This window comes from Corallincola platygyrae (assembly GCF_039544265.1).
Taxonomy (GTDB): Bacteria; Pseudomonadota; Gammaproteobacteria; order Enterobacterales; family Neiellaceae; genus Corallincola; species Corallincola platygyrae.
Window position 1 is genome coordinate 99,982 of record NZ_BAABLI010000005.1, and the last position, 25,267, is coordinate 125,248.

The 25,267-nt window shown below is 49.2% G+C and carries 26 protein-coding genes; 12 read left to right on the plus strand and 14 right to left on the minus strand.

What is annotated here, in order from left to right; translation table 11 throughout:
* Positions 1–7: 7 nt before the first annotated feature.
* From ABEA14_RS03080 to ABEA14_RS03135, 12 genes are all read right to left on the minus strand, one after another.
* Positions 8–919 (minus strand): ketopantoate reductase family protein, encoded by a 912-nt coding sequence (locus ABEA14_RS03080; RefSeq protein ID WP_345338379.1) that lies wholly within the window; start codon positions 917–919, stop codon positions 8–10.
* A complete protein-coding gene (locus ABEA14_RS03085; RefSeq protein WP_345338380.1) occupies positions 909–1,298 on the minus strand; it encodes a VanZ family protein in 390 nt (129 codons plus the stop codon). Before ABEA14_RS03085 ends, ABEA14_RS03080 begins: the two co-directional genes overlap by 11 nt.
* 145 nt (positions 1,299–1,443) lie before the next feature.
* Complete coding sequence (locus ABEA14_RS03090; protein ID WP_345338381.1) at positions 1,444–2,586, minus strand: trypsin-like serine protease; 1,143 nt, start codon at positions 2,584–2,586, stop codon at positions 1,444–1,446.
* 192 nt (positions 2,587–2,778) lie between these two features.
* On the minus strand, positions 2,779–3,282 hold the full coding sequence (locus tag ABEA14_RS03095; RefSeq protein WP_345338382.1) for a 3'-5' exonuclease: 504 nt from the start codon (positions 3,280–3,282) through the stop codon (positions 2,779–2,781).
* Between the two features lie 95 nt (positions 3,283–3,377).
* Positions 3,378–4,856, minus strand: a complete 1,479-nt coding sequence (locus ABEA14_RS03100; RefSeq protein WP_345338383.1) for an AmpG family muropeptide MFS transporter — start codon at positions 4,854–4,856, stop codon at positions 3,378–3,380.
* Between the two features lie 2 nt (positions 4,857–4,858).
* Positions 4,859–5,446 carry a peptidylprolyl isomerase gene (locus tag ABEA14_RS03105; protein ID WP_377776183.1) on the minus strand — a complete coding sequence of 196 codons (588 nt, stop codon included), beginning with the start codon at positions 5,444–5,446 and terminating at the stop codon, positions 4,859–4,861.
* A gap of 2 nt (positions 5,447–5,448) precedes the next feature.
* Positions 5,449–6,042, minus strand: a complete 594-nt coding sequence (locus ABEA14_RS03110) for a YajG family lipoprotein (RefSeq protein ID WP_345338384.1) — start codon at positions 6,040–6,042, stop codon at positions 5,449–5,451.
* A 30-nt stretch (positions 6,043–6,072) separates the two neighbouring features.
* Positions 6,073–7,227, minus strand: coding sequence for a methyltransferase (locus tag ABEA14_RS03115; protein ID WP_345338385.1), 1,155 nt, complete (start codon positions 7,225–7,227; stop codon positions 6,073–6,075).
* Between the two features lie 162 nt (positions 7,228–7,389).
* On the minus strand, positions 7,390–8,535 hold the full coding sequence (locus tag ABEA14_RS03120) for an ABC transporter ATP-binding protein (protein ID WP_345338386.1): 1,146 nt from the start codon (positions 8,533–8,535) through the stop codon (positions 7,390–7,392).
* A 44-nt stretch (positions 8,536–8,579) separates the two neighbouring features.
* A complete protein-coding gene (locus ABEA14_RS03125) occupies positions 8,580–9,470 on the minus strand; it encodes a carbohydrate ABC transporter permease (protein ID WP_345338387.1) in 891 nt (296 codons plus the stop codon).
* Positions 9,463–10,395, minus strand: coding sequence for a carbohydrate ABC transporter permease (locus ABEA14_RS03130; protein WP_345338388.1), 933 nt, complete (start codon positions 10,393–10,395; stop codon positions 9,463–9,465). Before ABEA14_RS03130 ends, ABEA14_RS03125 begins: the two co-directional genes overlap by 8 nt.
* 65 nt (positions 10,396–10,460) lie before the next feature.
* The gene (locus tag ABEA14_RS03135; protein ID WP_345338389.1) at positions 10,461–11,726 is read right to left on the minus strand and encodes an ABC transporter substrate-binding protein; all 1,266 of its coding nucleotides are present in this window, start codon (positions 11,724–11,726) and stop codon (positions 10,461–10,463) included.
* Between the two features lie 356 nt (positions 11,727–12,082).
* On the opposite strand from ABEA14_RS03135, the gene ABEA14_RS03140 reads away from it, so the two are divergent.
* Positions 12,083–12,334 carry a hypothetical protein gene (locus ABEA14_RS03140; protein ID WP_345338390.1) on the plus strand — a complete coding sequence of 84 codons (252 nt, stop codon included), beginning with the start codon at positions 12,083–12,085 and terminating at the stop codon, positions 12,332–12,334.
* A gap of 49 nt (positions 12,335–12,383) precedes the next feature.
* On the opposite strand, the gene ABEA14_RS03145 is transcribed toward ABEA14_RS03140, so the two are convergent.
* Together ABEA14_RS03145 and ABEA14_RS03150 are read right to left on the minus strand one after the other, a co-directional pair.
* The gene (locus ABEA14_RS03145; RefSeq protein ID WP_345338391.1) at positions 12,384–13,850 is read right to left on the minus strand and encodes an ATP-binding protein; all 1,467 of its coding nucleotides are present in this window, start codon (positions 13,848–13,850) and stop codon (positions 12,384–12,386) included.
* Positions 13,840–14,577: a response regulator gene (locus ABEA14_RS03150; protein ID WP_425557240.1), complete on the minus strand. Its 738-nt coding sequence runs from the start codon at positions 14,575–14,577 to the stop codon at positions 13,840–13,842. Before ABEA14_RS03150 ends, ABEA14_RS03145 begins: the two co-directional genes overlap by 11 nt.
* Before the next feature lie 73 nt (positions 14,578–14,650).
* Here ABEA14_RS03150 and ABEA14_RS03155 point away from each other — a divergent pair, with 73 nt between their 5' ends.
* The 11 genes from ABEA14_RS03155 to nqrF all read left to right on the plus strand — a co-directional run bounded on the left by ABEA14_RS03155 (position 14,651) and on the right by nqrF (position 25,263).
* Positions 14,651–15,253, plus strand: a complete 603-nt coding sequence (locus ABEA14_RS03155) for an alpha-ketoglutarate-dependent dioxygenase AlkB family protein (RefSeq protein WP_345338513.1) — start codon at positions 14,651–14,653, stop codon at positions 15,251–15,253.
* Between the two features lie 348 nt (positions 15,254–15,601).
* A complete protein-coding gene (gene bolA / locus ABEA14_RS03160; RefSeq protein WP_345338392.1) occupies positions 15,602–15,922 on the plus strand; it encodes a transcriptional regulator BolA in 321 nt (106 codons plus the stop codon).
* A 115-nt stretch (positions 15,923–16,037) separates the two neighbouring features.
* Complete coding sequence (locus ABEA14_RS03165) at positions 16,038–16,601, plus strand: TRAP transporter small permease subunit (RefSeq protein ID WP_345338393.1); 564 nt, start codon at positions 16,038–16,040, stop codon at positions 16,599–16,601.
* Positions 16,601–17,992 carry a TRAP transporter large permease gene (locus tag ABEA14_RS03170; RefSeq protein WP_345338514.1) on the plus strand — a complete coding sequence of 464 codons (1,392 nt, stop codon included), beginning with the start codon at positions 16,601–16,603 and terminating at the stop codon, positions 17,990–17,992. The genes ABEA14_RS03165 and ABEA14_RS03170 overlap by 1 nt, the downstream gene beginning before the upstream one ends.
* A gap of 5 nt (positions 17,993–17,997) precedes the next feature.
* Positions 17,998–19,110: a TRAP transporter substrate-binding protein gene (locus ABEA14_RS03175; RefSeq protein ID WP_345338394.1), complete on the plus strand. Its 1,113-nt coding sequence runs from the start codon at positions 17,998–18,000 to the stop codon at positions 19,108–19,110.
* A 310-nt stretch (positions 19,111–19,420) separates the two neighbouring features.
* Positions 19,421–20,764, plus strand: a complete 1,344-nt coding sequence (locus tag ABEA14_RS03180; RefSeq protein ID WP_345338395.1) for a Na(+)-translocating NADH-quinone reductase subunit A — start codon at positions 19,421–19,423, stop codon at positions 20,762–20,764.
* A 4-nt stretch (positions 20,765–20,768) separates the two neighbouring features.
* Positions 20,769–21,989 carry an NADH:ubiquinone reductase (Na(+)-transporting) subunit B gene (locus ABEA14_RS03185; protein ID WP_345338396.1) on the plus strand — a complete coding sequence of 407 codons (1,221 nt, stop codon included), beginning with the start codon at positions 20,769–20,771 and terminating at the stop codon, positions 21,987–21,989.
* Positions 21,982–22,761, plus strand: a complete 780-nt coding sequence (locus ABEA14_RS03190; protein ID WP_345338397.1) for a Na(+)-translocating NADH-quinone reductase subunit C — start codon at positions 21,982–21,984, stop codon at positions 22,759–22,761. Before ABEA14_RS03185 ends, ABEA14_RS03190 begins: the two co-directional genes overlap by 8 nt.
* Positions 22,754–23,386: an NADH:ubiquinone reductase (Na(+)-transporting) subunit D gene (locus tag ABEA14_RS03195; RefSeq protein WP_345338398.1), complete on the plus strand. Its 633-nt coding sequence runs from the start codon at positions 22,754–22,756 to the stop codon at positions 23,384–23,386. Before ABEA14_RS03190 ends, ABEA14_RS03195 begins: the two co-directional genes overlap by 8 nt.
* Before the next feature lie 10 nt (positions 23,387–23,396).
* Complete coding sequence (gene nqrE / locus ABEA14_RS03200; protein ID WP_345338399.1) at positions 23,397–24,005, plus strand: NADH:ubiquinone reductase (Na(+)-transporting) subunit E; 609 nt, start codon at positions 23,397–23,399, stop codon at positions 24,003–24,005.
* A gap of 34 nt (positions 24,006–24,039) precedes the next feature.
* The gene (gene nqrF, locus ABEA14_RS03205; protein ID WP_345338400.1) at positions 24,040–25,263 is read left to right on the plus strand and encodes an NADH:ubiquinone reductase (Na(+)-transporting) subunit F; all 1,224 of its coding nucleotides are present in this window, start codon (positions 24,040–24,042) and stop codon (positions 25,261–25,263) included.
* The last annotated feature ends 4 nt before the right edge of the window (positions 25,264–25,267 follow it).

Consider the following 25,267-nt stretch of genomic DNA (forward strand, 5'->3'; position numbering starts at 1 on the left):
AGCAGATTCACGGAAGTATATTTCCGTTTTGACGACGCTCCAGTCTGCAAAGAGTTTCGAACAGTTTACTGTGTGTGGGAACGGCAACGCCAAAATGAGCGGCGCGAGAGACGACGTAGCCGCTTATCTGATCATTTTCTGTTGTGCGACTCGCTGAGATATCTCTGTTCATAGAGGAGTGGTTCTCTGCGGTATTCTTAATCACCTGGTATACGGTCGATTCGATAAGCTCGGGGCTTAAATCCAGCCCTTCAGCTATCGCCAGCAGAGAAAACTCATCACAAAGCGCTTTAATCTCGTTGTTAAATCTGGGGGCGCTTAATTCACCATTTTTGCATTGGTGCAGCGCTGTCAGCGGATTGATAACCGAGTTGATAGCGAGTTTGAGCCAAAGTTTGCTAAGTATCTCTGAGGTGAATTTGGCTGGTGGCAGAGCATGATTGAGAGCTTCTGTGGCCCAGGCCTCTTTTTCGCTGTCGCGGTCTCCATAGGCAAATCCGAGCCAGGTCTCTCCTTTACCCGTATGCCGGAGCACGCCGTGTTCCGCTAGCGCGCCATGGCTACTGGTACCCAGCCAGAAGCTGCTGTCTGGAAAGCGCTTCTTAAGAGGGGCTAACGTACCCATACCATTGTGAAGCAATAAAATCGTTGTTTTAGGCCCTATATGGCGGGCGTAGTTTTTGACAGCTCTGACAGCCTGGTAAGCTTTTGTTGTCACAATCAGAAGGTCAAACTGCTCAGGTAAGTTGGTGGTAAGGGTATGTTTTTGAATCCCTTGGGGCGTCATCAAGCTGACTCTGGGGACCGCCCCCCTGCTATTGATTCCGCACACGTCATAGCCTGTTTTGCTCAGCGAAGCGGCATACAACTGACCTAAGGACCCCATACCCAAGATGGTGATGTTGAATTTATGGGGCATCAGTTGTTCTCCGTAATTTAAACCAGTTAGCAAGCAGGGTGATTAACCATGCTAAGGCAAAGTAAGTCAGCGCACCGGCCATATCAGCAGCAAAATCGAGAATGCTGGCGGTGCGGTGGGGCAAGTGGCTTTGAACCCATTCAATAAGTAGACCGTAGCAACCCAACAACACAAGTTTGTATCTGAGTTTCAGCAATAACCCGTGAGAGCATAAGAATGCCAGAACAAAGAAAGCTAAGAAGTGATTGTATTTGTCATTGCCCAATGATGCTTGTTTGGGTGGGTCCGTAAAGGCAAGCACAGATATGACGATCACGCAGACAATTAACGTTGCAAGGTAAAGCCAACGGTTTTTTAAAAGATTTACAATTGCTTGCATTTTGTGCTGCTAGTACGTGGTATTGGCGTAATGGTATCAGAGCGTTGTTCTTATCTCACATACTCTTAGCATTTAAACAGACTAAAAAAGAGTTGAATGGGTAAAAAAAAGGCGCCTCAAGGCGCCTGTTTCGATACTTCTGAATTTAGGCTTTTCTGCGCTGAAGCATCAGGCCAACCAGACCCAAGCCTAGCAGAGCCAGTGGCGCTGGAGCAGGTACTTTAGCAGCCTTCAAATAGTCATTAATCCAATCCTGGTAAGCGTAGTAAAGGTTACCACCAAATACGTCGCCGAATGCACCATCAAAGAATGGGATACCGAAGGTATTGTTTGCAGCCAGAAGGTACTTGCCGGTCGCTTCGTCATAGATGAATGAAGGACCGCCAGAGTCACCGCCTCCGATGTTGGCTTCACCCCAGATAGAGTTTACCCAGTCATTAGCGTTTGGCAGGATTGGGCTACAGGCAATGCCAAGGTCGCAGAGCATGTCTTCGTCACCTGTGATTGCGCCATCGTTGTTACGATCACCGTCAAAATCTGCATACCATACTTCTGCACCGCCGGCGCTGTTGTCGGTGGTAAACAGATAATCACCTTCATCATCGGTGTCAAACACGTCAACAATGTTTGCACCCACACGCTTAATAGCGAAATCAGGAGATACATTGTAACCGTCTACGCCGTTGCCTGATGTGCCGTAGCCAACCATGACAAACTCGTCACCTGCTTGTACTGGGCGATCCAGGAATTCATAGATTGGGATATCATCACCCACAGGTTTTGTTAGTTCGATCAGCGCGATATCGTCGTTTACACAACCTGATGAACCATCTGGGCAGATATTGAAACCAGCGTAATCAGGGTGAATAGTTGCGCTTGCAGCAGCAATGATGCTGCCTGCGCGGTCATCACGATATGAACCATCGTTATTGAAAATAACCTGAAGATCGTTATCTGGATTAGTCAAATCGAGAACAACGCCTGTGTCAGTTTCATCAACACAGTGAGCGGCAGTTGCTACGTGCCACTTGTCAATCATGGCACCACTACAAATGTAGCCGCCGCCACCATATTGGATGTATATACTTACAACACCCGCAAATGGAGAGCTTGGAACGTTGGCGTCGATACGATCATCTGAACTATCAGGATTAATCGGATCTAACGGGTTACCTGCAACAACACGCTTCTCAACATCGGCTGAGTAGGTTTGTGCTAGGCCTGCGTATGCTTGACTGGAGATAGCAAGTGTCGTGGTCGCAACAGCGAGCGCGATTAGCTTTTTCATCTGGATTCCACCTATTTTTTTTATATCAACAACTTCCGTGAATGATTGCTGCGTCTAGCGCAACGCAAATCAACAGCAAAAAACGAACCAAATATTAAGTTGCTGATATAAAAGAAAGTTTTTTCTTAGACTTTATTGTTGTGTAAATTTCTGTGACACAGGTCAATAGGTGGTTGCTTTGTTTAGGGGTTTCTATATTTGATGGGTGATTTTTAGGTAAGTGAGTTGCAACACATGTGCATCAGCACTAGCCCGATGGCGTGTGATAGCAAGCTCGTTGGTTATTTGTTGGCGTGTTAGATCCCAGGCTTTCAGCTGCTCTTCGTTCAACAACTTTCGCAGTGTTTCAACTCTGAATCGCGGGGTCATCGCGGCTTCATCAAACAGTTTATAGATCCAACTACTGTCATAACTCCATGCATCAGAGTAAACCACCTTTCCTGCCAAATAGTGATTCAGCTGCATGGCTACTTCGGGAATTGCGTGCCCATGTTTAAGCAGCGCGGATCGGCTTATTCCGTGTATTTTCTCCGCTTCTTCTGCCCAATGAGACCAGCTTTCTGCGGGGCGGATCAGGTAGCAGTGACGCTCATGGTCGGGCAGTGCGAAGCCTATTTCGATAGGGTAACTGCCTGTGCCGAAGCCGGATGCTTCGACATCAATGATAATTGGCACGAATGAGTTGTCAGAGGTCAAAATGGATCCGCGATTTGCTTATTATTAAGAACTAAAGTTTAGACGAATCATCTTATTAGTGCGTGTTTCGACCTTTTTTTGGGAGCTATGTTTAACTAATCCAGTAGAACATTAGTTTTTGTTGCTTCCGAATCAGTTACCGCGTTTCTAGTTATCCAGATGAGTATCAATACTGGTAGCCCAACGGCAGACGCAAGGGTGAAGAACCACACATATCCCATGTTATCGACCATTACGCCCGAAAATCCTGCTAAAAACTTAGGAAACAGAACCATCAGAGAGCTGAATAGCGCATATTGAGTGGCTGAATAGGCGACATTGGTCAGGGCTGAGAGAAAAGCAATAAATGCGGCGGTAGCAATACCTGCGCTGATATTATCTGCAGAGATAACAGCAGTCAGCCAATAAAGTGAAGGCGCTTCACAGGCCTGGTTCAGGCATTCAGGGCTAAGGCTTGAAGCAAAAAATGCCATCACGGCAAACAACTGGTTTGTTACCACAACCAAAATGGCGCCAAGGGTCAGTACTGGGCGCCAGCCATAACGTGTCACAAGTATTCCGCCAATGCCGGTTCCCAGTAGCGTCATGATGACTCCAAATACTTTTGCGACGGAGGCAACCTGTTCCTTGCTATAACCTAAGTCGACATAGAAGGGGTTGGCCATGACACCCATAAAAATATCAGAGATACGATAAGTACCTATGAGCATAAGTAGCCATAAGGCTTGCCAACGATAGCGTCTAAAGAAGTCGATAAATGGACAGAGCAGGGCGTCATAGCACCAGGCTAGGCCCTTTTGAATGGAAACTGGAAGCGCACTGTTTTTATTGGCTTCAAACAGGACACTATCAGAGTGAGATGTTTTGGGGATGGTTGGCTCTTTGGCGAATATTGTATTAGCCAGACAGATAGCCATCACACAGGCCATAACAATGTAGGCATTGGACCAGCCGGCCGGATCGTAGCCTTCTACATCGGAAAACCATGCCGCGAGATAGAGTGCGCCAGCACCACTGAGGATCATCGCCAGACGATATCCCAGCATGTAAGCCGCAGCCAATGAACCTTGCTCATCCTGCGGCGCAATTTCTATACGGTAGGCATCGACAGCAATATCCTGGGTGGCAGAAAACCAAGCTACTAGCAGTGCACAAAGGGCAAAACTCTCCAGCGAGGTGGCTGGGTCCAGCCACGCAAGCCCTAGCAGAGATGCTGTAATTGCCGCTTGTGCCAAACCTATCCATGAGCGTCGACGGCCTAAAAGATTGCAAAGTATTGGAAGTCTGAGGCGATCCACCAGAGGTGCCCAGGCCCATTTCATGCCGTATACGATTAAGATCCAACTGAAATAGCCAATTGCAGAACGACTGACCTCTGCTTCACGTAACCAGAATGATAACGTCGCAAACACCAACATGTAGGGCAGGCCACAGCTGAAGCCAAACAGCAGCATGTGCAACATATGGCGCTGGCCGTAAACAGCCAATGCTTTGATCCAAGCTGACATTTGAGTTTTCAGTGCTGTGGAAGCAGATTGACCGCTGGCCTGAGCGTTGGTGTTAGCTGAGGGCATGATTACTCTTCTGGTAGCAGCTTGGCTTTTTCAAGGATGACTGGAGCAACCGGTACATCCGGCCATGCCAGTTTGTCATTAAACTCTGTTTGTACCGCGTTAAGCTTCATCAGCACTTCGTGACCTTCAACGACCGCACCGAAAACGGTATAGCCCCAACGCCGCGGGGAAGGGTTTAAAGAGTCATTATCTGCCAGGTTAAAATAGAATTGCCGGGTGGCAGAATGTGGCGCATTTTGGCGAGCCATTGCGATGGTGCCCTCATCATTCCTGAGGCCATTTCCTGACTCGTTAAATACCTTCTTACCTTCTTCTTTCGGCGCGTATTTGGTGTCTATTCCGCCCCCTTGAGCCACAAAACCAGGAACAACGCGATGGAAAAGTGTTTGGTCATACTCACCGTCTACCACGTAGCTCAAAAAGGCATCGACTGTCACTGGCGCGCGCGTTCGGTCAAGCTCAACAATCAGGGTGCCAAGATTCGTTTTCAACGAAACTTTTGGGAAAGGGTTGGATGGTTGCAGTTGGCCTTTATGCGCCGCTTGGGCAGAACCTACCATCAACGCTAGAACTAGCCATAGAAATCGCATAATTACTCCTGAACAGCCGTATCCGTTGTCTCTGTTACCGCAATGAATTGCTGCACCTCTTTATCATCTGCCAGGTCTTTCAGCACTCTCGCCAGCAAGGCGTTTAACTCCTGTTCAAGTGCCGCAGTATCGGGCTTGATATTTGTCATAGTGCTGCGCTTACCACGGAACATCTTTGAAAAAGTGGTATCGGTTTTTTCCACTTTAACTCTGATCTTTACGTGGGTATCCATCTTGTAATCGAAATGACCGGGTTTGGTTACATCGACGAGCGCGCTGTGCAGCTCAATGGTTGTTTTTATTGCCGCTTCACTGTTCAGTTCTATACCGTGCTGCTGATATGCGGTGCGAATTTTTTCTTCGACTACGGCGGTAATACTATTGCTAGCCGGAACGAGCGTGACTTTCTCACTGCTGCCATCAATTTTGGCAAGGTACTGCGCCGGACGCATATCTTGTACCTGAAGGGATACAGGCTGGCTTTGTTGCCAGGTTTGACCCGAGTACTTAATAACGGGATTCACTATCATTGGTGCATATTGTGTGCTGCATGCAGACAGCAACAATGCAAACGATGCTAATACTAGGGATTTCAAAGAAATTGTCCTTGCAATAGTTGTTTGAGATTAGTTTTTACTGGCTTCGAGGATCACAAACTTTTTGTTGCCAGCCACTGTTTTGCAATGGCCAAACAGCCGCTTGAGCTTGATATGGTATCCCAAGTGTCGATTGCCCACGATACGTAATTTGCCACCCGGTGTCAGAACACGTTTCGCATCTTTAAACATTTGCCATGCGATATCATCCATCACAGCGTTGTTCTGGTGAAAGGGGGGATTGCAGACGATCAAATCTGCCGTATTGGCTTTGAACCCGTCCAGGCAGTTATTGGTGACAAACTGGCAGTGCTTATGTTTCTCTGGCAGGTTCTCCATCACGCTGGAATCGGCTGAGCTCACGGCCATATAAGACTCATCGATGGCGATCATCTCTTCAACATCATTATTTGCCAGTAAGCAAAGCGTTAAAACACCGTTGCCGCAACCCAGGTCGATGACTTGTTTGAACGCCTCATTTTTCGGGAGTTGCTCCAGTAGAAAACGAGCGCCTATATCGAGCTGCTGACGGGCAAAAACGTTAGCATGATTGACCATGGTAAAAGACGAGTTTTCTAACTTCCATCGGAGTGGTTCAGGTAGACTCAGACGGTTTGCCTGCTCGGGCTGGCAATGGATAACACGGCACTTCTTCCAGGCGAGTGAGGGTTGTGACGAACCAAGCCGGTTAAACTGTTCTACGACGCTTCGTGGTAACAGGTTTGCTTTGGCAGAGGCCAGCACGGTTGGCATAGATCTATATTGGGAAATCTGTGCCAATTGATGAGTTAGAAGGCCATGGTTTTTCGGTACCTTCATCAGTACCAAGTCAGCGTCTCGCTCTATCGCATCCATGCTTGAAAGGAATGTCACGTCAGCATCCGTCGGTGAGTTTTGCTGCAAATTCGTTTTACATGCCTGCTGGGCTAAAAAACTGTCGCTGATGTTAACCAGTTTGAACGCGAGGTTACTGCTTGTGGCTCTTGCTGCAAGGGCACAGGTGAGGGCGCCAAAACCATCATTGTAGATATGAATTGTTTGCTCAGAGTCCAGTAAGCCAAGTTCCTCTATCTGTTTTATCAGGTACTCGTCGGCAGCATCCCAAGCTTGCAGATTAGGGTCTTTGGATAGGGGAAAGCGGTCCAGTGTTAAGGCATGGCCGGCAAGGGTTACATTGCGATTCATGTTGCTTCATTACAAGAAGTTTGGCTGGATTGTACGTGAGCCAACAAAAAAAGGCACCGCTATTGCGATGCCAAATCGGCCAGTTTAGGAAAGGACTGATGCAGGGGGCCGAGCCTGCGTCGGGGAACTGATTTGCCGTTTCGTCGGGTGTCAGGCTTCGACCTAAGCGGCTGACGCCTGACTAGGAGAGTTTTCGGGCTGAATGCGTTGTTCAGAATGTGGGTCAAAATAGACCGCTTTATTGCAGTCAAACATCAGCTCAACACTCTCTCCTACTGTGGGGGTATATTCAGGATCTACCCGGCAGCTTATCTCCTGCTTGTTGGCCATAACCTGCACGATGACATCGGGGCCGGTTGGTTCGGTAACCAACACGTCGTAATGACCTTTAGCGATCATCTGGTCTTCTGCTTTGTGCGGGATATAGTGAGTGATTTGTTCCGGTCTAAGGCCCAGTATCACCTGTTCTCCTAAGTAGCGGTTTAAATAGGCGGGCGCGGGCAGACGCGTTGCTTTTCCGTCCAGATTAGTCAGCTCCGTATAGAGACCGCTATCGTCTTTTTTCACCTGGCAGGAGATGAAGTTCATCGCTGGAGAGCCAATAAAACCGGCGACAAATGTGTTGGCGGGTGTTTCGTAAACTTCTTTGGGTGTACCCAGTTGCAGCAACTCCCCATCTTTCATCACTGCAATGCGGTCAGCCAGAGTCATCGCTTCGATCTGGTCGTGTGTGACATAAACGATGGTGGTACCCAGACGTTGATGAAGCTTTTTCACTTCGGTACGCATTTCGACGCGCAGTTTGGCATCCAGGTTAGATAGTGGCTCGTCAAACAGGTAGATCTTCGGACGACGCGAGAGCGCTCGCCCCATTGCGACTCGTTGTTGCTGACCGCCAGAGAGCTGTGATGGTTTGCGATCAAGCAGGTGGTCTATTTGTAACAGGTTAGCAACTCGTTCGACTTCCGCATCGATCTCCTGCTGTGGCATCTTGCGGATCTCAAGACCAAACTGGATGTTCTGACGAACCGTCATGTTGGGGTAGAGGGCGTAAGACTGGAATACCATGGCGATATCCCTGTCTTTTGGCGCAACGTGCGTGACATCCTGATTATCAATCAGTATCTGCCCGGCGCTGACCTCCTCCAGTCCAGCGATCATATTCATCAGGGTCGATTTGCCACAACCTGAAGGCCCAACCAGAATGAGGAACTCGCCATCATCAATACTGATATCTATCCCCTTGAGCGTCTCAAGTTCGGCTTTGCCATAGGTCTTTCTTACTTGGTTAATCTGAAGATTTGCCATTGTTATTCCCGAATAATTCTTATCAGTGCTTTATTCACTATGCTTTAGCCTTTGACGACGCCAGCGGTCAGACCTCGTACGAAATATTTCCCTGCCAGCACATACACCACGAGGGTTGGTAGGGCGGCCATAATTGCGGCTGCCATATCTACGTTGTACTCCTTGACACCTGTCGAGGTGTTCACCAGGTTATTCAGTGCAACTGTCATTGGCTGGGTATCACCCGCGGAGTACACCACGCCAAACAGGAAGTCGTTCCAAATAGCGGTGAATTGCCAGATCACACAGACCATAAAAATAGGTTTGGAAATAGGCAGTAAGATGCGAAAGAAGATGGTGAAAAATCCCGCGCCATCGAGTTTCGCGGCTTTAACTAATTCATCAGGAATGCTGACGTAGTAGTTACGGAAGAACATGGTGGTAAAAGCGATACCGTATATGACGTGCACAGTCACCAGTCCCGCCGTGGTATTAGCCAGACCCAGGTAACCCAAGCTTTGTGCCATGGGCAGCAGAATGACCTGAAAAGGAATAAAGCAGCCAAACAGCATCAAGCTGAAAAAAAGATCAGAGCCCCGGAACTTCCACTTCGCCAGCACATAGCCGTTAAATGCGCCAATCATGGTGGAGATGAGCACCGCAGGCACTACCATCTGAATAGAGTTACAAAAGTAGCCTTTGATGCCTTCGCAGTTCACTCCAGTACAGGCTGAACCCCAGGCTTTGCTCCATCCATCAAATACCCATTCAGTGGGTAATGACATCAGATTGCCGCCACGAATATCGGCGCTGGTCTTAAAGGATGTGAGCAGCATGACTACCAAGGGCATCAGATAAATAAGCGCAAATAGCAACAGAGTGGCGTAGATTAACCAGCGACCCGGTTGCAGCGGCTTTTTACTGATATTGCTGTTTTCTATTGCCGTATTATTCATGGTGTTTACCCCGTAGTTCTGAGTAGAGGTAGGGCACCAGAATGGCCAGTACACCTGCTAACATCATCATCGCCGACGCGGCCCCCAGGCCCATCTGACCGCGGGTAAATGCGTGGGAGTACATGAACAGTGCGGGCAGGTCTGAGCTATAACCAGGACCGCCTGCCGTGAGGGCAGTAACCAGATCGAAACTCTTAATCGCAGTATGAGAGAGTACGATAATGGAAGAGAAGAATACCGGGCGCAGGCAGGGCAGGATAATGCGTCGGTAGATAGTAGGCTTGCTGGCACCATCTATTTGGGCGGCTTTGATAATGGCAGGATCTATACCTCGTAAACCTGCGAGAAACAGAGCCATAACAAAGCCTGAGCTTTGCCATACGGCTGCAATGACCAGGGTATAAATAGACATTTCGGAGTTAACCAGCCAGTCAAACTCGAAGCTACTCCACCCCCAATCCCGCATAAGTTTCTCCAAACCCAGCCCGGGGTTCAGGATCCATTTCCATGCCGTACCTGTGACGATAAAACTGATCGCCATGGGATAAAGGAAAATCGTGCGAATCGCCCCCTCTGTACGGATTTGCTGGTCCAGCAAAATAGCCAGGAAAATCCCCAGCACCAAACATATCGCAATAAATAGCACGCCAAATATCAGCAGGTTAGTGGAGGACACCAGCCACCTGTCGTTATCCATCAGTTTTGCGTACTGCTTCAAACCTGCCCATTTAAAGCTGGGTAGGAAGCTGGAATTAGTGAAGGAGATAAGCGCGGTCCAGCCCATATAGCCATATATACACACCAGGGTAATGACCATGGTCGGTGCCAGAACCAGTTTGGGCAGCCATTGCTGAAGCTTGTCTAAAGGCATGCGCTTTCCTCCTGCGCGTGAAAGCGGCGCAGATATCGCTTGAGAAGTCGACATGGGTAAACCATTTTCATTGGGTCAGAATATGAAAAGGGCGGACTTAAACAGTCCGCCCACGTCCACTACATGGCCGCTTTTACCGCGCGAACCAACTTGTCCACAGTGGCGTCTGCGGTGACTTTGTCATCATTGAAGTAATTGGTCACCACGTCATAGATGGCTCCTTGGATCTGGCTTGTGGTTGCCAGGCCATGACTCCAGCTAGGTACCAGATCACCGCTCTTATTAGCCGACTTGAACGTAGCCATCGAGTCCAAAGCGCACTGGTCAAATGGGCTCATATCCTGGTCCAAGCGCACCGGAATAGATCCTTTGTTGAGGTTAAACACTTCCTGGAATTTAGGGCTGAGGATAGTTTTTGCCAGAGTCTTTTGCGCTGCTGCGTCATTAGCGTCATTCAGCTTAAAGAATGCGAAGCTATCGATATTGAAGGTGAACATCCCTGCGGTGCCTGGTGCAGGCGCACAGATGTAGTCGACACCGGGAGTTTTGCCTGCAGCGGCAAATTCACCCTTGGCCCAGTCCCCCATGATCTGCATTGCGGCCTTGCCCTCGATCACCATGTTGGTCGCGATGTTCCAGTCGCGGCCGGGACTATCTTTGTCTATGTACTGTTTCAGCTGACGGAACTTTTCAAACGTTTTCACCATTTCTGGCGAGCCAAGCGCGTCAGGATCATGCTGCTTAAACGCTTTGAGGTACAACTCTGTGCCCATGGTTTCCAGGGCAACGGCTTCAAATACCGTTGCGTCCTGCCATGCCTGACCACCATGTGCGAGTGGAATATAGCCCGCAGCTTTGATTTTTTCGGCGGCGGCGATGAATTCATCCCAGGTAGTGGGGACTTTAGCGCCCGCTTTTTCGAAGACGGCTGGATTCGCCCATAACCAGTTCACTCTATGAACGTTGACTGGTACGGCAACATAGTTACCTTCGTACTTCATAACGTTAGTGACGACTTTAGGCAGCACTTTCTCCCAGTTTTCTGAACTGGCTGTATCATCCAGCGTTGTCAGGAAACCTAAATCGGCCCATTCCTGAATGTCATGTCCTTTGATTTGAGCCGCTGCTGGCGGGTTACCTGAAACCGCTCGGGTTTTCAGTACCGTCATGGCACTTTCACCACCTCCACCGGCAACAGCAAAGTCTTTCCAACCGTATCCCTGCTGTTCCAGCATTACTTTTAAAACGGCTGCAGATTTTGCTTCACCACCAGATGTCCACCAGTGGAGTACTTCTACTTCACCTTTATTTTCGGCGTGTGCAAGTCCTGCGCTGGTAACCAGCGCGACGGCTGATAGGGCAGAGATCAGCGTTTTACGTTTCATTAGCCTTTCCTTAGTTTGTTATTGATTTATATGGCCAACCCAGCTCCCCATCTATGAATTGGGTCAGCCTAATAAAGTTTACGCAGAGCACTGTAAGGCAGCGGTAACAAAGGGATAGTGAATGTAACAAGCGTGTTACAAAGCTTATGTGTAGCGGTTTTGGGGCTTGTTCAGAGGCTGAAAAAAAGCCAGTTGAGTAAGTTTGAATGTGTAAAATGTGATCTCTGTATGTGCTTGTGTCACATGGGTTTGTGCTAGATCATAGATGCCTTTCCAAATTTTTGTCTGTCGATCTGCTCGCGCTATGGAGTCAGTAGGCTAGCCTCAATAATGGTGACACTAGTTGCGAGGTGCCTATGTCTCATTGGCGTTTCTATCAGATACTGCTTTCCAGCATGTTGCTGGATCTAGTTGGTGACAGAGCAGTGGTCAACCTGAGCCCCAAACAACAGAGGCTGTTGGCTCACAAGCGCGCTCTGATCAGAAGGGTGTGGTTTGCCTCCATGGGGGTTGTGATGCTGCATCCTGCACTTTATATGTTGTTGGCTGTTGGATTATTTGCGACCTTCCTTTCGTTTGCAATCATCGACGAATTGCCCTGGAAATAGGGTCGTTCAGGTGGCGTAAGGTTCCTATAACTCACTGACAGAGGGGACACTACTGGCGCGGCAGAGTGAGTTTAACGAGAAGTCCGCCTTGAGGATGATTCATCAGGTCGAGGTTACCACCGTGGGCCCGGACGATATTGCGGGCGATCCCCATGCCCAGGCCACTGCCACTGGCATTCCTGTTGCGCGTGTTATCAAGACGTACATAGGGTTCGAAAATCTTCTTCTGGTCGTAGAGCGAGATGCCGGGACCATAGTCTCTGAATAAGACATAAAGCCTTTGTTCGTAATCCAGTAAAGTTACCTTCACCCTGTCGCCATATTTGATCGCGTTATCGATGAGGTTGGTAAGACACCGTTTCAAGGCCAGTGGTTTACCTCTGAAAGGCGCGCGGACTGAACCACTGATGCTCATGGTTTCAGGATCAGCAAGCTCTTCTTGAATCGACTGGAGCAGACCCATCATGTCAACGGATTCAATGTTTTCATGAATATCAGTGTCTTTAACGCACTGCAGCGCGCCTTTGACCATTAACTCAAGTTCGTCCAGATTCTTGATGAACTTTTCACTGTGTTCATCATCATCCAGTAGCTCTGCCCGCAGCCTAAGCCGGGTTATCGGAGTTTTAAGATCGTGACTGATGGCAGAAAACAGTTCTTCGCGATCATCCAGATAGCGTTTAAGTTGCTCCTGCATCGCATTCATTGCTTTGGCTGCCTCTGCGATTTCTGCTGGCCCGGAAACTTCCAATGGCGGTCGGTGAATATCCTGCCCCAGTTGTTTTGCTGCGGTTGAAAACCGCTTTAATGGTGCACTGAGCCATTTGACAACAACCATAATGGAGATCAGCAACATAGCCGTGACGATCACGAGAAACACCAGTTGGCTGCGGGGCAGATACTCTGTTTCCAGATTCATTAATGGCTCAGGTAATAGGGCGGCCATGTAGATCCATTCACCGTCTTCCAGTGGGAATTGCATTACCAGGATCGGTGGGTTGTAGGGTTCTAGGACCAACGTATGCTGCGCCCAACTGGGAGGTAGATCAGTTAACAGTGTTTCGTTGTTCAGGACATGTAGGGTCTCAGGCGCGCTGAACTCGACTTTCACGTCAATTTCTTCCCCAAACTGGCGCTTCATAATACGAGACACTTCGTCAACCACCATGGACTTACGTCGAGAGTCAGTTAGGGGAACAACATCAATCAGTTCGTAGTTTAAAGACACAAAAAACCGAGTGCCGCCCATGTTTCTCAATTGGTTGAGAACGATATGGCGGTACTCAAATGGAAGTGAACGGAAAAAGCGCACCGTGGATGCCATAGACAGCGCGAGAGAGTTAGATACGTCTATGAGCGACTCTTCATCCCTGTGCTCAAACTGGGTTATCCAGATCACTGATACAACGCTTTGAGACAAAAGAATTGCGGCCAGTAGCATAATCACCATGCGTGACAGCATGGTTTTTGGCACCAGCTTTTGTGGCAGCAACGAGTTGCGCCAGTTACCCTTCATTAGATACTTCTGCAGCGAGCAAATAACCAGAACCGCGAATGGTTTTGATCAATTTGGGTTGTTTACCGCTATCTCTTAAGCGCTGACGCAATCGACTGATTTGAACATCAATACTACGGTCAAAAGGCGAGGCTTCACGGCCACGGATTGTGTCTGAAATAGTATCTCTATCCAGCACTTCATTTGGGTGATTGAGAAACAGCGACAACAGGTTGAAGTCTGCTCCGGACAGTTCAAGCACTTCACCATCGTGATGTGTTAACTGACGGGTAGTGATATCCAGCTGCCAGTCAGCGAAATTCAGGAATCTGGGCTGTTGACGTTGGTTGTATCTGACCCGTCGCAACAGTGCTTTGATGCGAGCCAGCAGCTCCCTTGGGCTGAATGGCTTGGCTATATAGTCATCGGCACCAATTTCGAGACCGATGACGCGGTCTGTCTCGTCAGATGAGGCGGTCAGCATGATCACTGGCACATCTGACTTCTTTCGTAATCGCTGGCATAGGGTAAAACCATCATCGCCAGGCAGCATCACGTCCAGAATCACCAGGTTATGCTGACCTTCCTGGTAAATAGCAAACATCTGTTCGCCATCGCCTGCCGTATCTACATCGTAACCATTTTTGTTCAGATGTGTGGCCAGTAGATCGCGGATCTCGACATCGTCATCGACGACTAGAATTTTGCCTTTGTCTGGATTGGTCATCAGTTTGTTAATATCACCCAAGTAGCGCTGGTGCTAATTTTGACCCTGCCATCGGGGCTTTTGCAACTTAACCGGAGTTTATTATTTGAAAACCATGGTTTCTGCCACAAAGGTTGGCCAGCAAATAGTGCTTCCCGGTGCATCATTGTGGTTGGTGGACCAGTGGTGTGCTGATAGCGAGTCCGTCAATATTATGAATAGACTGCAGTCAGAATTAGACTGGAATCAGCCAGAAATAACCTTGTTTGGCCGCTCAAATCCGATCCCCAGACTGCAGGCCTGGTACGGCGATGCCGGCACCCGTTATCGGTATTCAGGCATGACCATGCAGCCTGAGCCATGGCAGCCAACTCTATTGGCACTGAAACAGCAACTGGAACAGACGCTGTCATATCAGTTTAACAGTGTGCTGGCTAATCTGTATCGAGATGGTCGCGACAGTATGGGCTGGCATAGTGACAATGAGCCGGAGCTAGGATCGGCACCTGTTATTGCTTCTCTTAGTTTTGGTGCGCCACGCCGGTTTCAGATGCGACACAAATATCAGGGCTATAAGTTTGAGTTGGTATTGGGGGCCGGGAGTTTGCTGGTGATGTCGGGAGTGACGCAGCAGCACTGGCAGCATGCTGTACCCAAGCAAAGCAAGGTGCATGAACCAAGAATCAATTTAACGTTTCGCACTGTACGAGGCGTTTAATACCAATACGAGTAAAAGGATCTGATCTACCAGCGGGAATTTAAATCACTTTAGGCAAGGCAGGTGATTGCAGGCATAGTTATTCTACGCCGAGATCAGCTAACGCGGCATAAAGTGATTTACAACCCGCCCTACGGGGGAGTCTGGGCAAGCCCACTTCTACGTTGCAGACATTTACAAGGGAGCAACCATTGCTGCATGACTACGCCTTGAATTGAACTTGCTCAGACTTCCTGGTTGACCATATCTTTATTCGGATTGGTATAATTGCAGTGAAAATAGGGCACGGCACTGAAAGTGCTGTGATTGCGGCAGCCGGAGCCGTTGGCCTTTGAATAAGGAAAAGAGATGTCGGTACAAAATCAGATTGAAAATAAGTTATTAGAAGCGTTCGAGCCTTTGCACTTGGAAGTGTTGAACGAGAGTGATAACCACAATGTACCGGCTGGATCAGAATCGCACTTCAAAGTAGTCATCGTATCTTCTCGATTTGAAGGTGAGCGTTTGCTGGCCAGGCATCGCGCAGTCAACGCCACGCTGGCAGAAGAGCTCGCGGGTCCAGTACATGCGTTGGCTATGCACACATATACTGCGGGGGAATGGAAATCTAACTTCGGCGATTTTCCATCGTCGCCCCAATGTATGGGCGGCAGTAAGGCTAGAAACTGATCTCGTCTTAAATCCTTTATCCAGCGAGTTTGCCGCTCGCTGGTTAGACCTGTAATTGTTTAAAAAGTATTAAATATTTGTTATCAATGCTGCACTTTCACCATGAGATGTGGATGTGCAATTGCCAACCCTGCAAGCGAAATCCCCCCCCTGGCTCAGAGCCTTAAGTCTGGTTAGAACCGAGATTGAGCGTGTTATTCGTGCGCTAGGCCAAGCTGTAGCGTGGTTGGGTGGCGCTATGATGGCGCTGATTATGGTTATTGTCGTGCTTCGCTACCTGTTTAATTTGGGGTGGATAGCACTGCAGGAAAGCGTGATGTATCTGCATGCAGCGGCTATTACTTTTGGTGCCGCTTATACCCTGCAGAAAGACAAACACGTTCGGGTCGATATTTTTTTTCGCAACTTCAATGACAAGCAAAAAGCATGGTTGACCATTTTCGGTACCGTATTTCTGTTGATGCCAACCTGCAGCATGATCTTCAGTGTTTGTTTGCCCTACGTATTGGATAGTTGGCGCTACCAGGAAAGCTCATTGGAAACCGGTGGGTTGCCGGCCCTTTACCTGTTTAAAAGCCTGATGTTGGTATTACCCATCCTGCTTTATTTACAAGGCGTGTGTTGGATAATTACTGCTGTTGAACGCCTTTTTTCCGAAGTGCAGGAGAGCGCTGAATGATCGCTTATCTTCCTGCGTTGCTGTTTTTATTTTTATGTCTGGTATTGATGCTGGGTTTTCCTGTGGCGTTTTCGTTGGCTGGGTCCGCATTAATTTTTGCTTATATTGGCGCCTGGTTTGGCGTCATTGATGCCAGTTTCCTCTGGCTGTTCCCCAACCGACTGTTTGGGATCCTGAACAACCAGACCCTGCTCGCAGTGCCTCTCTTTGTATTAATGGGCGTGATGCTCGAGAAATCCCAGCTCGCTGAGCAGTTACTGGCTGCCATGAACCACCTTCTTAAAAGAGTGAAAGGCGGTTTGGGCATGGCCGTTGTGCTGGTGGGCATGCTATTGGCTGCCAGTACAGGCATTGTCGGGGCAACCGTAGTGACTCTCGCCGTGCTGGCTCTTCCCGGCATGTTAAAACGTGGATACTCACCCTCCCAGGCATCAGGCATTGTCGCTGCGACTGGCACGCTTGGGCAGATTTTGCCGCCCTCGATAGCACTGGTGTTGTTGGGCGATATGCTCAGTTCTGCTTATCAGCAGGCACAACTATCGCTGGGACTATTCAGTCCCAAAACCGTGTCGGTAGGTGAGCTGTTTGCGGGGGCGTTGGTGCCGGGTTTAATGCTGGTTCTGCTTTATCTTTCCTATATCTTTATCTTCAACAAACCGCAAAGCAGCGAAGTTGAAGCTAACAAGGTCGCCAGCGATCAAGCATTGGCAGATGCTGAGGGCCGAGCACTTTGGTTTATGTTGGCAAAGGCTCTGCTGCCTACCCTGTCACTCATCTTTGTTGTGCTGGGCTCGATACTGTTTGGCTATGCCACACCCACTGAAGCCGCCGCTGTGGGCGCATTTGGCGCCACGCTCCTGGCTGCGATGCAGGGGCGACTTAGCTGGAAAACGTTAAGAGAAGTCGGTGAGGCCAGTCTGCATGTGACCACCATGGTTTTCCTGATTCTGATTGGCGCAGCGATGTTTTCCCTGGTGTTTTACGGATTAGGCGGTGAATCGCTTGTTCAGCAATGGTTTGAAGCGCTGCCAGGTGGCGTCTTCGGGGCCATGGTTGTTGTCATGCTGCTGATTTTTCTACTCGGATTCATTCTCGACTTTATCGAAATCACTTTTGTGGTTGTGCCTATTGTTGGACCTGTGCTTTTGGCTATGGGAATAGACCCGATCTGGCTTGGGGTGATGATCGCCGTTAACTTGCAAACTTCGTTCTTAACCCCACCATTTGGTTTCGCGCTGTTTTATCTGCGAGGAGCGGCGCCTGCTTCGATAAAAACCGCGGAGATCTATCGTGGCGTGGTGCCGTTTATCGGATTGCAACTATTGATGTTAGTGGTATTGGCGTGTTGGCCGACCTTGGCAACCTGGTTGCCAGCCTATCTATATGGATGATTGAGATGGTAAAAGTGAGTTTGCGAATCTGGGCATTTTTAATCGCCTGCATGCTTTTGTTGAGTGGCTGCTTTCCTCCGCCCAAATCTATCGATAGCGAATATGGGCGCGAGCACTCAGAGCTACAGCAAGCCCAGTTCGAATGGAAATTGGTTACCTCATGGCCGAAGAACTTTCCTGGACTGGGAATGGCGCCAGAGAAATTTGCCGTCCTGGTGAATCAACTCAGTCAGGGCCGTTTGAAGGTAACGGTTTACGGTGCAAATCAGTTGGTGCCAGGATTTCAGGTATTTGATGCCGTCTCTTCTGGCAGTGTTGAGATGGGGCACAGCGCAGCCTATTACTGGAAGGGAAAGGTGCCTGCTGCGCAATTTTTTACCAGCATTCCTTTTGGACTGACAGCGCAGGAGATGAACGCTTATCTGCACCATGGCGGTGGGCTGGAACTTTGGCGCGAACTTTACGAGCCGTTCAACCTTATTCCCTTGGCCGGAGGAAACACGGGGGTACAGATGGGGGGCTGGTTTAAAAAAGAGATAAACAGGGTTGAAGACCTTGAAGGTTTGAAAATGCGTTTGCCGGGTATTGGTGGCGAAGTATTACAGCGCCTGGGTGGCGTTCCGGTCAGTTTACCGGGCGGCGAACTCTTTACTGCATTGCAAACCGGCGCCATTGACGCAACAGAATGGGTTGGGCCCTCTAACGACCTGGCCTTTGGCTTCAATAACGCGGCTGACTTCTACTATTACCCGGGCTGGCATGAGCCAGGCTCCAGCCTGGAGTTCTTAATCAACAAAGAAGCATATGAGACCTTGCCTGAGGACTTGCAGCAGATCGTGTTGGCGGCAGCCAGGGTGGTCAATCATGACATGCTGGATGAATATACGGTTAAAAACATTGCCGCATTGCAGGAGCTAAAGCGTCAAGGGGTCGAGATACGACGTTTTCCATCAGAGGTACTGCAGGCATTGCAGCGGGTGAGTGCTGAGGTGATGGCTGAACAAGCGGCGCAGGACCCTGCTATCGATAAGGTTTACCAACATTTTCTGGAGTTCACCTCAGGCGTTCGCGCTTATCACGAAATAAGCGAACGGGCCTACCAACAGGTTTATGAGTAGCGAAAACTCTTCCTTCTCATGGAAGAGGGTGGTTGCTGCCACCCTCGCTCTCGATGCCAAAGTACTCTTTTCTGAGTTATATCAAGGCTAATTTTTAACCAATTGTTTTCTCGTCTAAACTCTGAATTTAATCACCAAATCGCGATAGCTTGCTATGTACGAATAATGTTAAAATTCGCCGGATTTACTGTTTGCCGTGTGCAAGCCGACAGGATTCAGGAGCGCAAGCTCTATCTTGTCTGCGGTACCAACAGACAGGTGAATTATGCGCTCAGTTTTAAATCCCGTTAATTTTTAGTGTGTTAAGGCTATGATAAGTATTAAAAAAGGACTCGATGTTCCGATAGCCGGCGCTCCTTCGCAGGATATTCATGACGGCCCTAAAGTTACTAGGGTTGCCGTGCTCGGGGAGGAGTACGTCGGAATGCGTCCCACGATGCGTGTTCGCGTTGGCGATCATGTCAAGAAGGGCGACGTTCTATTTGAGGATAAAAAGAACCCTGGGGTTAAGTTTACGGCACCGGCAGCGGGTGAAGTCGTAGAGATTAATCGTGGGGCCAAGCGTGTACTGCAATCTGTAGTTGTTCGCATTGAAGGTAACGATGCCGTTTCCTTTGCGAGCTACTCGGATGCAGACATCAGCACCCTGGATCGCGAAAAGGTTGTCGAAAACCTTGTGGAATCAGGCTTGTGGACAGCGTTGCGTACGCGTCCATTCAGCAAGTCGCCCGCCATTGACAGTGCGCCCAGATCTATCTTTGTAACCGCTATTGATACCAATCCACTGTCAGCGGATCCTGCAGTCGTGATCGGTGAGGCGGCATCTGCGTTTGCTACCGGCCTTAAAGTGCTGAGCAGACTGACTGATGGCAAAGTATTCGTTTGTAAAAAATCAGGCGCTTCATTGCCAAGCGTCGAAGCAGAGCGCACGGAAACACACGAGTTTGCGGGTCCTCACCCTGCGGGATTGGTGGGCACTCATATTCATCTGCTCGACCCTGTTGGCCCAACCAAGACGGTTTGGCACATAGGTTATCAGGACGTTATTGCGTTTGGTCAACTGTTCACCACGGGTGAGCTGCCAACTGATCGTATCGTTGCTTTGGGTGGCCCTCAGGTCACTAAGCCGAGACTATTACGTACGCGTTTAGGCGCTGATTTGGCAGAGTTGACTGCAGGCGAAACCGCTGAAGGCTATAACCGTGTCATTTCTGGCTCGGTGCTGAATGGTACCCATGCTCATGGCCCTCAAGGCTTTCTTGGCCGCTTCCATTCGCAGGTGACTGTGCTATTGGAAGGCTATGAAAAAGAGTTTATTGGCTGGTTGCTACCTGGTAGTGACAAATTCTCTCTGACCCGTGCTTTCCTAGGTCATCTTTCACCGAAGAAGTTGTTTAACTTCACCACGTCTACCGGTGGTAGTGATCGTGCCATGGTGCCAATCGGTAACTATGAGAGAGTAATGCCACTGGATATCCTGCCGACGTTGTTGCTGCGCGACTTAATCGCTGGCGACACAGACAGTGCCCAGCAGTTGGGTTGTCTCGAGTTGGATGAGGAAGACCTGGCGCTTTGTACTGTGGTTTGCCCTGGTAAGTATGAGTATGGCTCTATCTTGCGTGAGTGCCTGACCACGATTGAGCGAGAGGGTTAAGAAAATGAGCCTCAATAGTTTCTTTGAAAAAATCGAGCCGCACTTTGAACAGGGCGGTAAATACGAGAAGTTTTATGCCCTTTTTGAAGCGGCATACACAATCTTCTACACCCCTGGTCTCGTAACCAAAAAGAATACACACGTTCGTGACAATATCGATTTGAAACGAATGATGATCACTGTGTATCTGGCACTATGGCCAGCGTTGTTCTACGGCATGTACAACGTGGGTCTACAGGCGACTTCTGCAGTGGCAGCTGGGTACTCACTGCCGGACGTATGGCAGGTAGGCCTGTTTGAGATGCTGGGCGGTGAGTTGACCGCTGATTCAGGTTGGGGAAGCCAAATTTGGTACGGTGCCTGTTTCTTCCTGCCCATCTATCTGACGGCATTTATTGTCGGTGGTTTCTGGGAAGTACTTTTTGCAAGTATTCGTAAGCACGAGATTAACGAGGGTTTCTTCGTTACGTCGATTCTGTTTGCGCTGATTGTTCCTCCGTCACTGCCTCTCTGGCAGGCGGCTCTGGGTATCACCTTCGGTGTGGTAATCGCTAAAGAAGTGTTTGGCGGAACCGGACGTAACTTCCTTAACCCTGCGCTTGCAGGGCGTGCATTCCTGTTCTTTGCTTATCCGGCTCAGATTTCAGGTGATGCAGTCTGGACGGCAGTAGATGGGTTCTCTGGTGCGACTGCACTCAGCCAGTGGGCTGCGGGTGGCCAGGAAGCGCTTATTCACGCCACAACCGGCGAAGCTTTGACTTGGTTGGACGCTTTCTTCGGTAATCTGCAAGGGTCTATCGGTGAAGTATCAACGCTGATGCTGTTGATCGGTGGCGCCATCATTATCTACGCACGTATTGCATCGTGGCGCATTGTTGCTGGTGTGATGGTGGGCATGGTTGCGACAGCCTACCTGTTCAATGCCATCGGCAGCGAAAGCAACCAGATGTTCAATATGCCTTGGTACTGGCACCTGGTTGTTGGTGGATTTGCTATCGGTATGTTCTTTATGGCGACAGACCCGGTATCAGCCTCGTTCACCAACCAAGGGCGTTGGGCCTACGGTATCCTCATCGGCATCATGGTTGTCATGATCCGTGTAGTGAACCCCGCCTTCCCTGAAGGAATGATGCTGGCAATCCTATTTGCCAACCTGTTCGCACCGCTATTCGACCACTTTGTGGTGCAGGCAAATATCAAACGGAGGCTTGCACGTAATGTCTAAAGGTAATGATTCGATCGGCAAAACGCTGTTTGTCGTTATCTCACTCTGCTTGGTGTGCAGCTTGGTGGTATCTACCGCCGCTGTTGGATTGAAGCCAAAGCAAGTTGAAAATCAGGCGTTGGATAAGCAGCGCAATATTTTGCGTGCAGCAGGGTTGCTGACAGCGGGTGCCAATATTGGTGATGTGTTTGCCGAATCCATTGATGCCCGTGTGATTGACCTTAATACGGGTGAGTACGTTGAAGTTGATGGCAATACCTACGATCAACGGAAAGCGGCTAAAGACCCTAAAGCCAGTCAAAAGCTTGATTCAGCTGACGATCTGGCGTCAATCCGTCGCCGTGCAGATAAGGCGAGCGTTTATCTGGCAAAAGATGCCCAGGGCAACGTGACCTCTATCATTCTGCCGGTTCACGGTTATGGCCTGTGGTCCACCATGTATGCCTTTGTTGCTATCGCACCGGATGCCAACACCGTTCAGGCATTGGTTTACTACGATCACGGCGAAACGCCGGGTCTGGGTGGTGAGATTGAAAACCCCGCCTGGGCTGGCCAGTGGCAGGGGAAAAAGCTGTTTGATGATTCTTGGCAGCCTGCCATTCAGATCGTTAAAGGTGGTGCTCAGAGAGACAGTGCGCATCAAGTTGATGGCTTGTCAGGTGCGACGCTGACAGGAAACGGTGTGCAGAACACCTTTAATTTTTGGCTCGGCAATAAAGGCTTTGGTCCATACCTGGCCAAGCTACGTCAAGGAGGCCTGAACAATGGCTAGCATCAAAGAGATGAAGCAGGTGTTGTTTGCACCTGTATTTGCCAACAACCCGATTGCACTTCAGGTACTCGGCGTATGTTCAGCGCTGGCGGTGACCAGCAAGCTGGAAACTGCATTGATCATGTCGCTGGCTCTGACTGCGGTAACAGCGTTCTCAAACCTGTTCGTATCGGTCATCCGCAACCACATTCCCTCGAGCGTTCGTATCATCGTTCAGATGACTATCATCGCGTCATTGGTAATTGTTGTTGACCAAATCCTGAAAGCGTTTGCTTACGATGTAGCCAAACAGCTGTCAGTATTTGTTGGTTTGATTATTACCAACTGTATCGTGATGGGCCGCGCTGAAGCTTATGCGATGAAGACGCCGCCTTTGATGAGCTTTATTGACGGCATCGGTAATGGCCTGGGTTACAGTTTTATCCTTATCGCTGTGGGTGGTGTTCGTGAACTGCTGGGCTCTGGGAGCCTACTGGGTTACGAAATCATGCCGCTAATCACCAACGGTGGTTGGTATCAAGCGAATGGCCTGCTGTTATTGCCTCCTTCGGCATTCTTTATCATTGGCTTGATTATCTGGGCGATCCGCGCGTTCTACCCAGAGCAAGTGGAAGCGAAGGACTGAGGTAGACAAGATGGAACATTATATTAGTTTGCTGGTTCGTGCGGTGTTCGTTGAGAACATGGCACTCGCTTTCTTCCTGGGTATGTGTACTTTCCTGGCTGTGTCCAAGAAAGTAAAAACTTCCTTAGGTTTGGGTGTCGCCGTGATTGTTGTACTGACAATTGCTGTGCCCGTGAACAACCTGATTTACAACTACGTATTGGCTGAAGGCGCGTTGGCGTGGGCTGGCTTGCCGGAAGCGGACTTGAGCTTCCTCGGCTTTATTACATACATCGGTGTGATTGCCGCGCTGGTACAGATCCTTGAGATGACTCTGGATAAGTACTTCCCGCCGCTATACAACGCACTGGGTATCTTCTTGCCACTGATTACTGTGAACTGTGCCATCTTCGGTGGCGTGATGTTCATGGTTGAGCGTGATTACAGCTTCGGAGAGTCGGTTGTGTACGGCTTCGGAAGTGGTGTTGGATGGGCGTTAGCGATTACCGCACTGGCGGGTATTCGCGAGAAGATGAAGTATTCAGATGTTCCTGACGGACTGCGTGGTTTGGGTATTACCTTTATCACCGTAGGTTTGATGGCGCTGGGCTTCATGTCTTTCTCAGGCGTTCAACTTTAATTGGCAACAGTGATAAGAGACTAAGGAAAAGACGATGGAAATTGTTCTTGGCGTAAGTATGTTCACGCTAATCGTCTTGGCGCTGGTATTTATAATCCTGTTTGCCAAGTCGAAGCTGGTGAGTAGCGGTGATGTAACCATCGCCATCAGCGAACATCCGGATAAAGATATTACCGCACCAGCCGGCGGCAAGCTGCTGAATGTGCTGGCTGATTCAGGCATCTTTATCTCCTCTGCCTGCGGTGGTGGTGGCTCTTGTGGTCAGTGCCGTGTTGATGTGTTTGAAGGCGGTGGTGATATTCTGCCTACCGAATTGGATCACATTACCAAGCGTGAAGCTAAGCATGGCTGCCGTTTGGCCTGTCAGGTTAATGTTAAGCAGGACATGAAGATTGGCCTGGAAGAGGAAGTGTTCGGCATTAAGAAGTGGGAGTGTGAGGTTATCTCCAACGATAACAAAGCTACTTTCATTAAAGAGCTGAAACTGAAGATTCCTGATGGCGAAAGCGTACCGTTCCGCGCGGGTGGTTATATCCAAATTGAAGCACCAGCACACCACGTGAAGTACAAAGACTTCGATATTGAAGAAGAGTATCGCGGTGACTGGGAGCGTTTTGGTTTCTTTAATCTAGAATCTAAAGTTGATGAAGAAACTATTCGTGCGTATTCAATGGCTAACTACCCTGAAGAGCACGGCATCATCATGCTGAACGTGCGTATCGCTACGCCGCCACCTAATAACCCAAGTGCCCCATGCGGTAAGATGTCGTCATTCATCTTTAACCTCAAGGCCGGTGACAAAGTAACTATTTCTGGTCCATTTGGTGAGTTCTTCGCTAAAGAGACAGATGCGGAAATGGTATTTGTAGGTGGTGGTGCAGGTATGGCACCTATGCGTAGCCACATCTTCGATCAGCTGCGCCGTTTGAATAGCGATCGTAAGATGAGCTTCTGGTACGGTGCTCGTTCCAAGCGTGAAATGTTCTATGTAGAAGATTTCGACATGCTGCAGGAAGAGAATGATAACTTCCAGTGGCACGTTGCGCTGTCAGATCCACAGCCAGAAGACAACTGGGATGGCTACACAGGCTTTATTCACAATGTTCTGTTCGAGAACTATCTGAGGGACCACGAAGCCCCTGAAGATTGTGAGTATTACATGTGTGGACCACCGGTGATGAACGCAGCGGTGATCAACATGCTCAAAGACTTGGGTGTTGAAGACGAAAATATCTTACTTGATGACTTCGGTGGTTAATTAA

Coding starts and splice junctions, on each gene's coding strand:
- ABEA14_RS03080 (WP_345338379.1), bottom strand. CDS start 919: ATGCCCCATAAATTCAACATCACCATCTTGGGTATGGGGTCCTTAGGT.
- ABEA14_RS03085 (WP_345338380.1), bottom strand. CDS start 1,298: ATGCAAGCAATTGTAAATCTTTTAAAAAACCGTTGGCTTTACCTTGCA.
- ABEA14_RS03090 (WP_345338381.1), bottom strand. CDS start 2,586: ATGAAAAAGCTAATCGCGCTCGCTGTTGCGACCACGACACTTGCTATC.
- ABEA14_RS03100 (WP_345338383.1), bottom strand. CDS start 4,856: ATGCCCTCAGCTAACACCAACGCTCAGGCCAGCGGTCAATCTGCTTCC.
- ABEA14_RS03105 (WP_377776183.1), bottom strand. CDS start 5,446: ATGCGATTTCTATGGCTAGTTCTAGCGTTGATGGTAGGTTCTGCCCAA.
- ABEA14_RS03115 (WP_345338385.1), bottom strand. CDS start 7,227: ATGAATCGCAATGTAACCCTTGCCGGCCATGCCTTAACACTGGACCGC.
- ABEA14_RS03120 (WP_345338386.1), bottom strand. CDS start 8,535: ATGGCAAATCTTCAGATTAACCAAGTAAGAAAGACCTATGGCAAAGCC.
- ABEA14_RS03125 (WP_345338387.1), bottom strand. CDS start 9,470: ATGAATAATACGGCAATAGAAAACAGCAATATCAGTAAAAAGCCGCTG.
- ABEA14_RS03130 (WP_345338388.1), bottom strand. CDS start 10,395: ATGTCGACTTCTCAAGCGATATCTGCGCCGCTTTCACGCGCAGGAGGA.
- ABEA14_RS03135 (WP_345338389.1), bottom strand. CDS start 11,726: ATGAAACGTAAAACGCTGATCTCTGCCCTATCAGCCGTCGCGCTGGTT.
- ABEA14_RS03140 (WP_345338390.1), top strand. CDS start 12,083: ATGTCTCATTGGCGTTTCTATCAGATACTGCTTTCCAGCATGTTGCTG.
- ABEA14_RS03145 (WP_345338391.1), bottom strand. CDS start 13,850: ATGAAGGGTAACTGGCGCAACTCGTTGCTGCCACAAAAGCTGGTGCCA.
- ABEA14_RS03155 (WP_345338513.1), top strand. CDS start 14,651: ATGGTTTCTGCCACAAAGGTTGGCCAGCAAATAGTGCTTCCCGGTGCA.
- bolA (WP_345338392.1), top strand. CDS start 15,602: ATGTCGGTACAAAATCAGATTGAAAATAAGTTATTAGAAGCGTTCGAG.
- ABEA14_RS03175 (WP_345338394.1), top strand. CDS start 17,998: ATGGTAAAAGTGAGTTTGCGAATCTGGGCATTTTTAATCGCCTGCATG.
- ABEA14_RS03180 (WP_345338395.1), top strand. CDS start 19,421: ATGATAAGTATTAAAAAAGGACTCGATGTTCCGATAGCCGGCGCTCCT.
- ABEA14_RS03185 (WP_345338396.1), top strand. CDS start 20,769: ATGAGCCTCAATAGTTTCTTTGAAAAAATCGAGCCGCACTTTGAACAG.
- ABEA14_RS03190 (WP_345338397.1), top strand. CDS start 21,982: ATGTCTAAAGGTAATGATTCGATCGGCAAAACGCTGTTTGTCGTTATC.
- ABEA14_RS03195 (WP_345338398.1), top strand. CDS start 22,754: ATGGCTAGCATCAAAGAGATGAAGCAGGTGTTGTTTGCACCTGTATTT.
- nqrE (WP_345338399.1), top strand. CDS start 23,397: ATGGAACATTATATTAGTTTGCTGGTTCGTGCGGTGTTCGTTGAGAAC.
- nqrF (WP_345338400.1), top strand. CDS start 24,040: ATGGAAATTGTTCTTGGCGTAAGTATGTTCACGCTAATCGTCTTGGCG.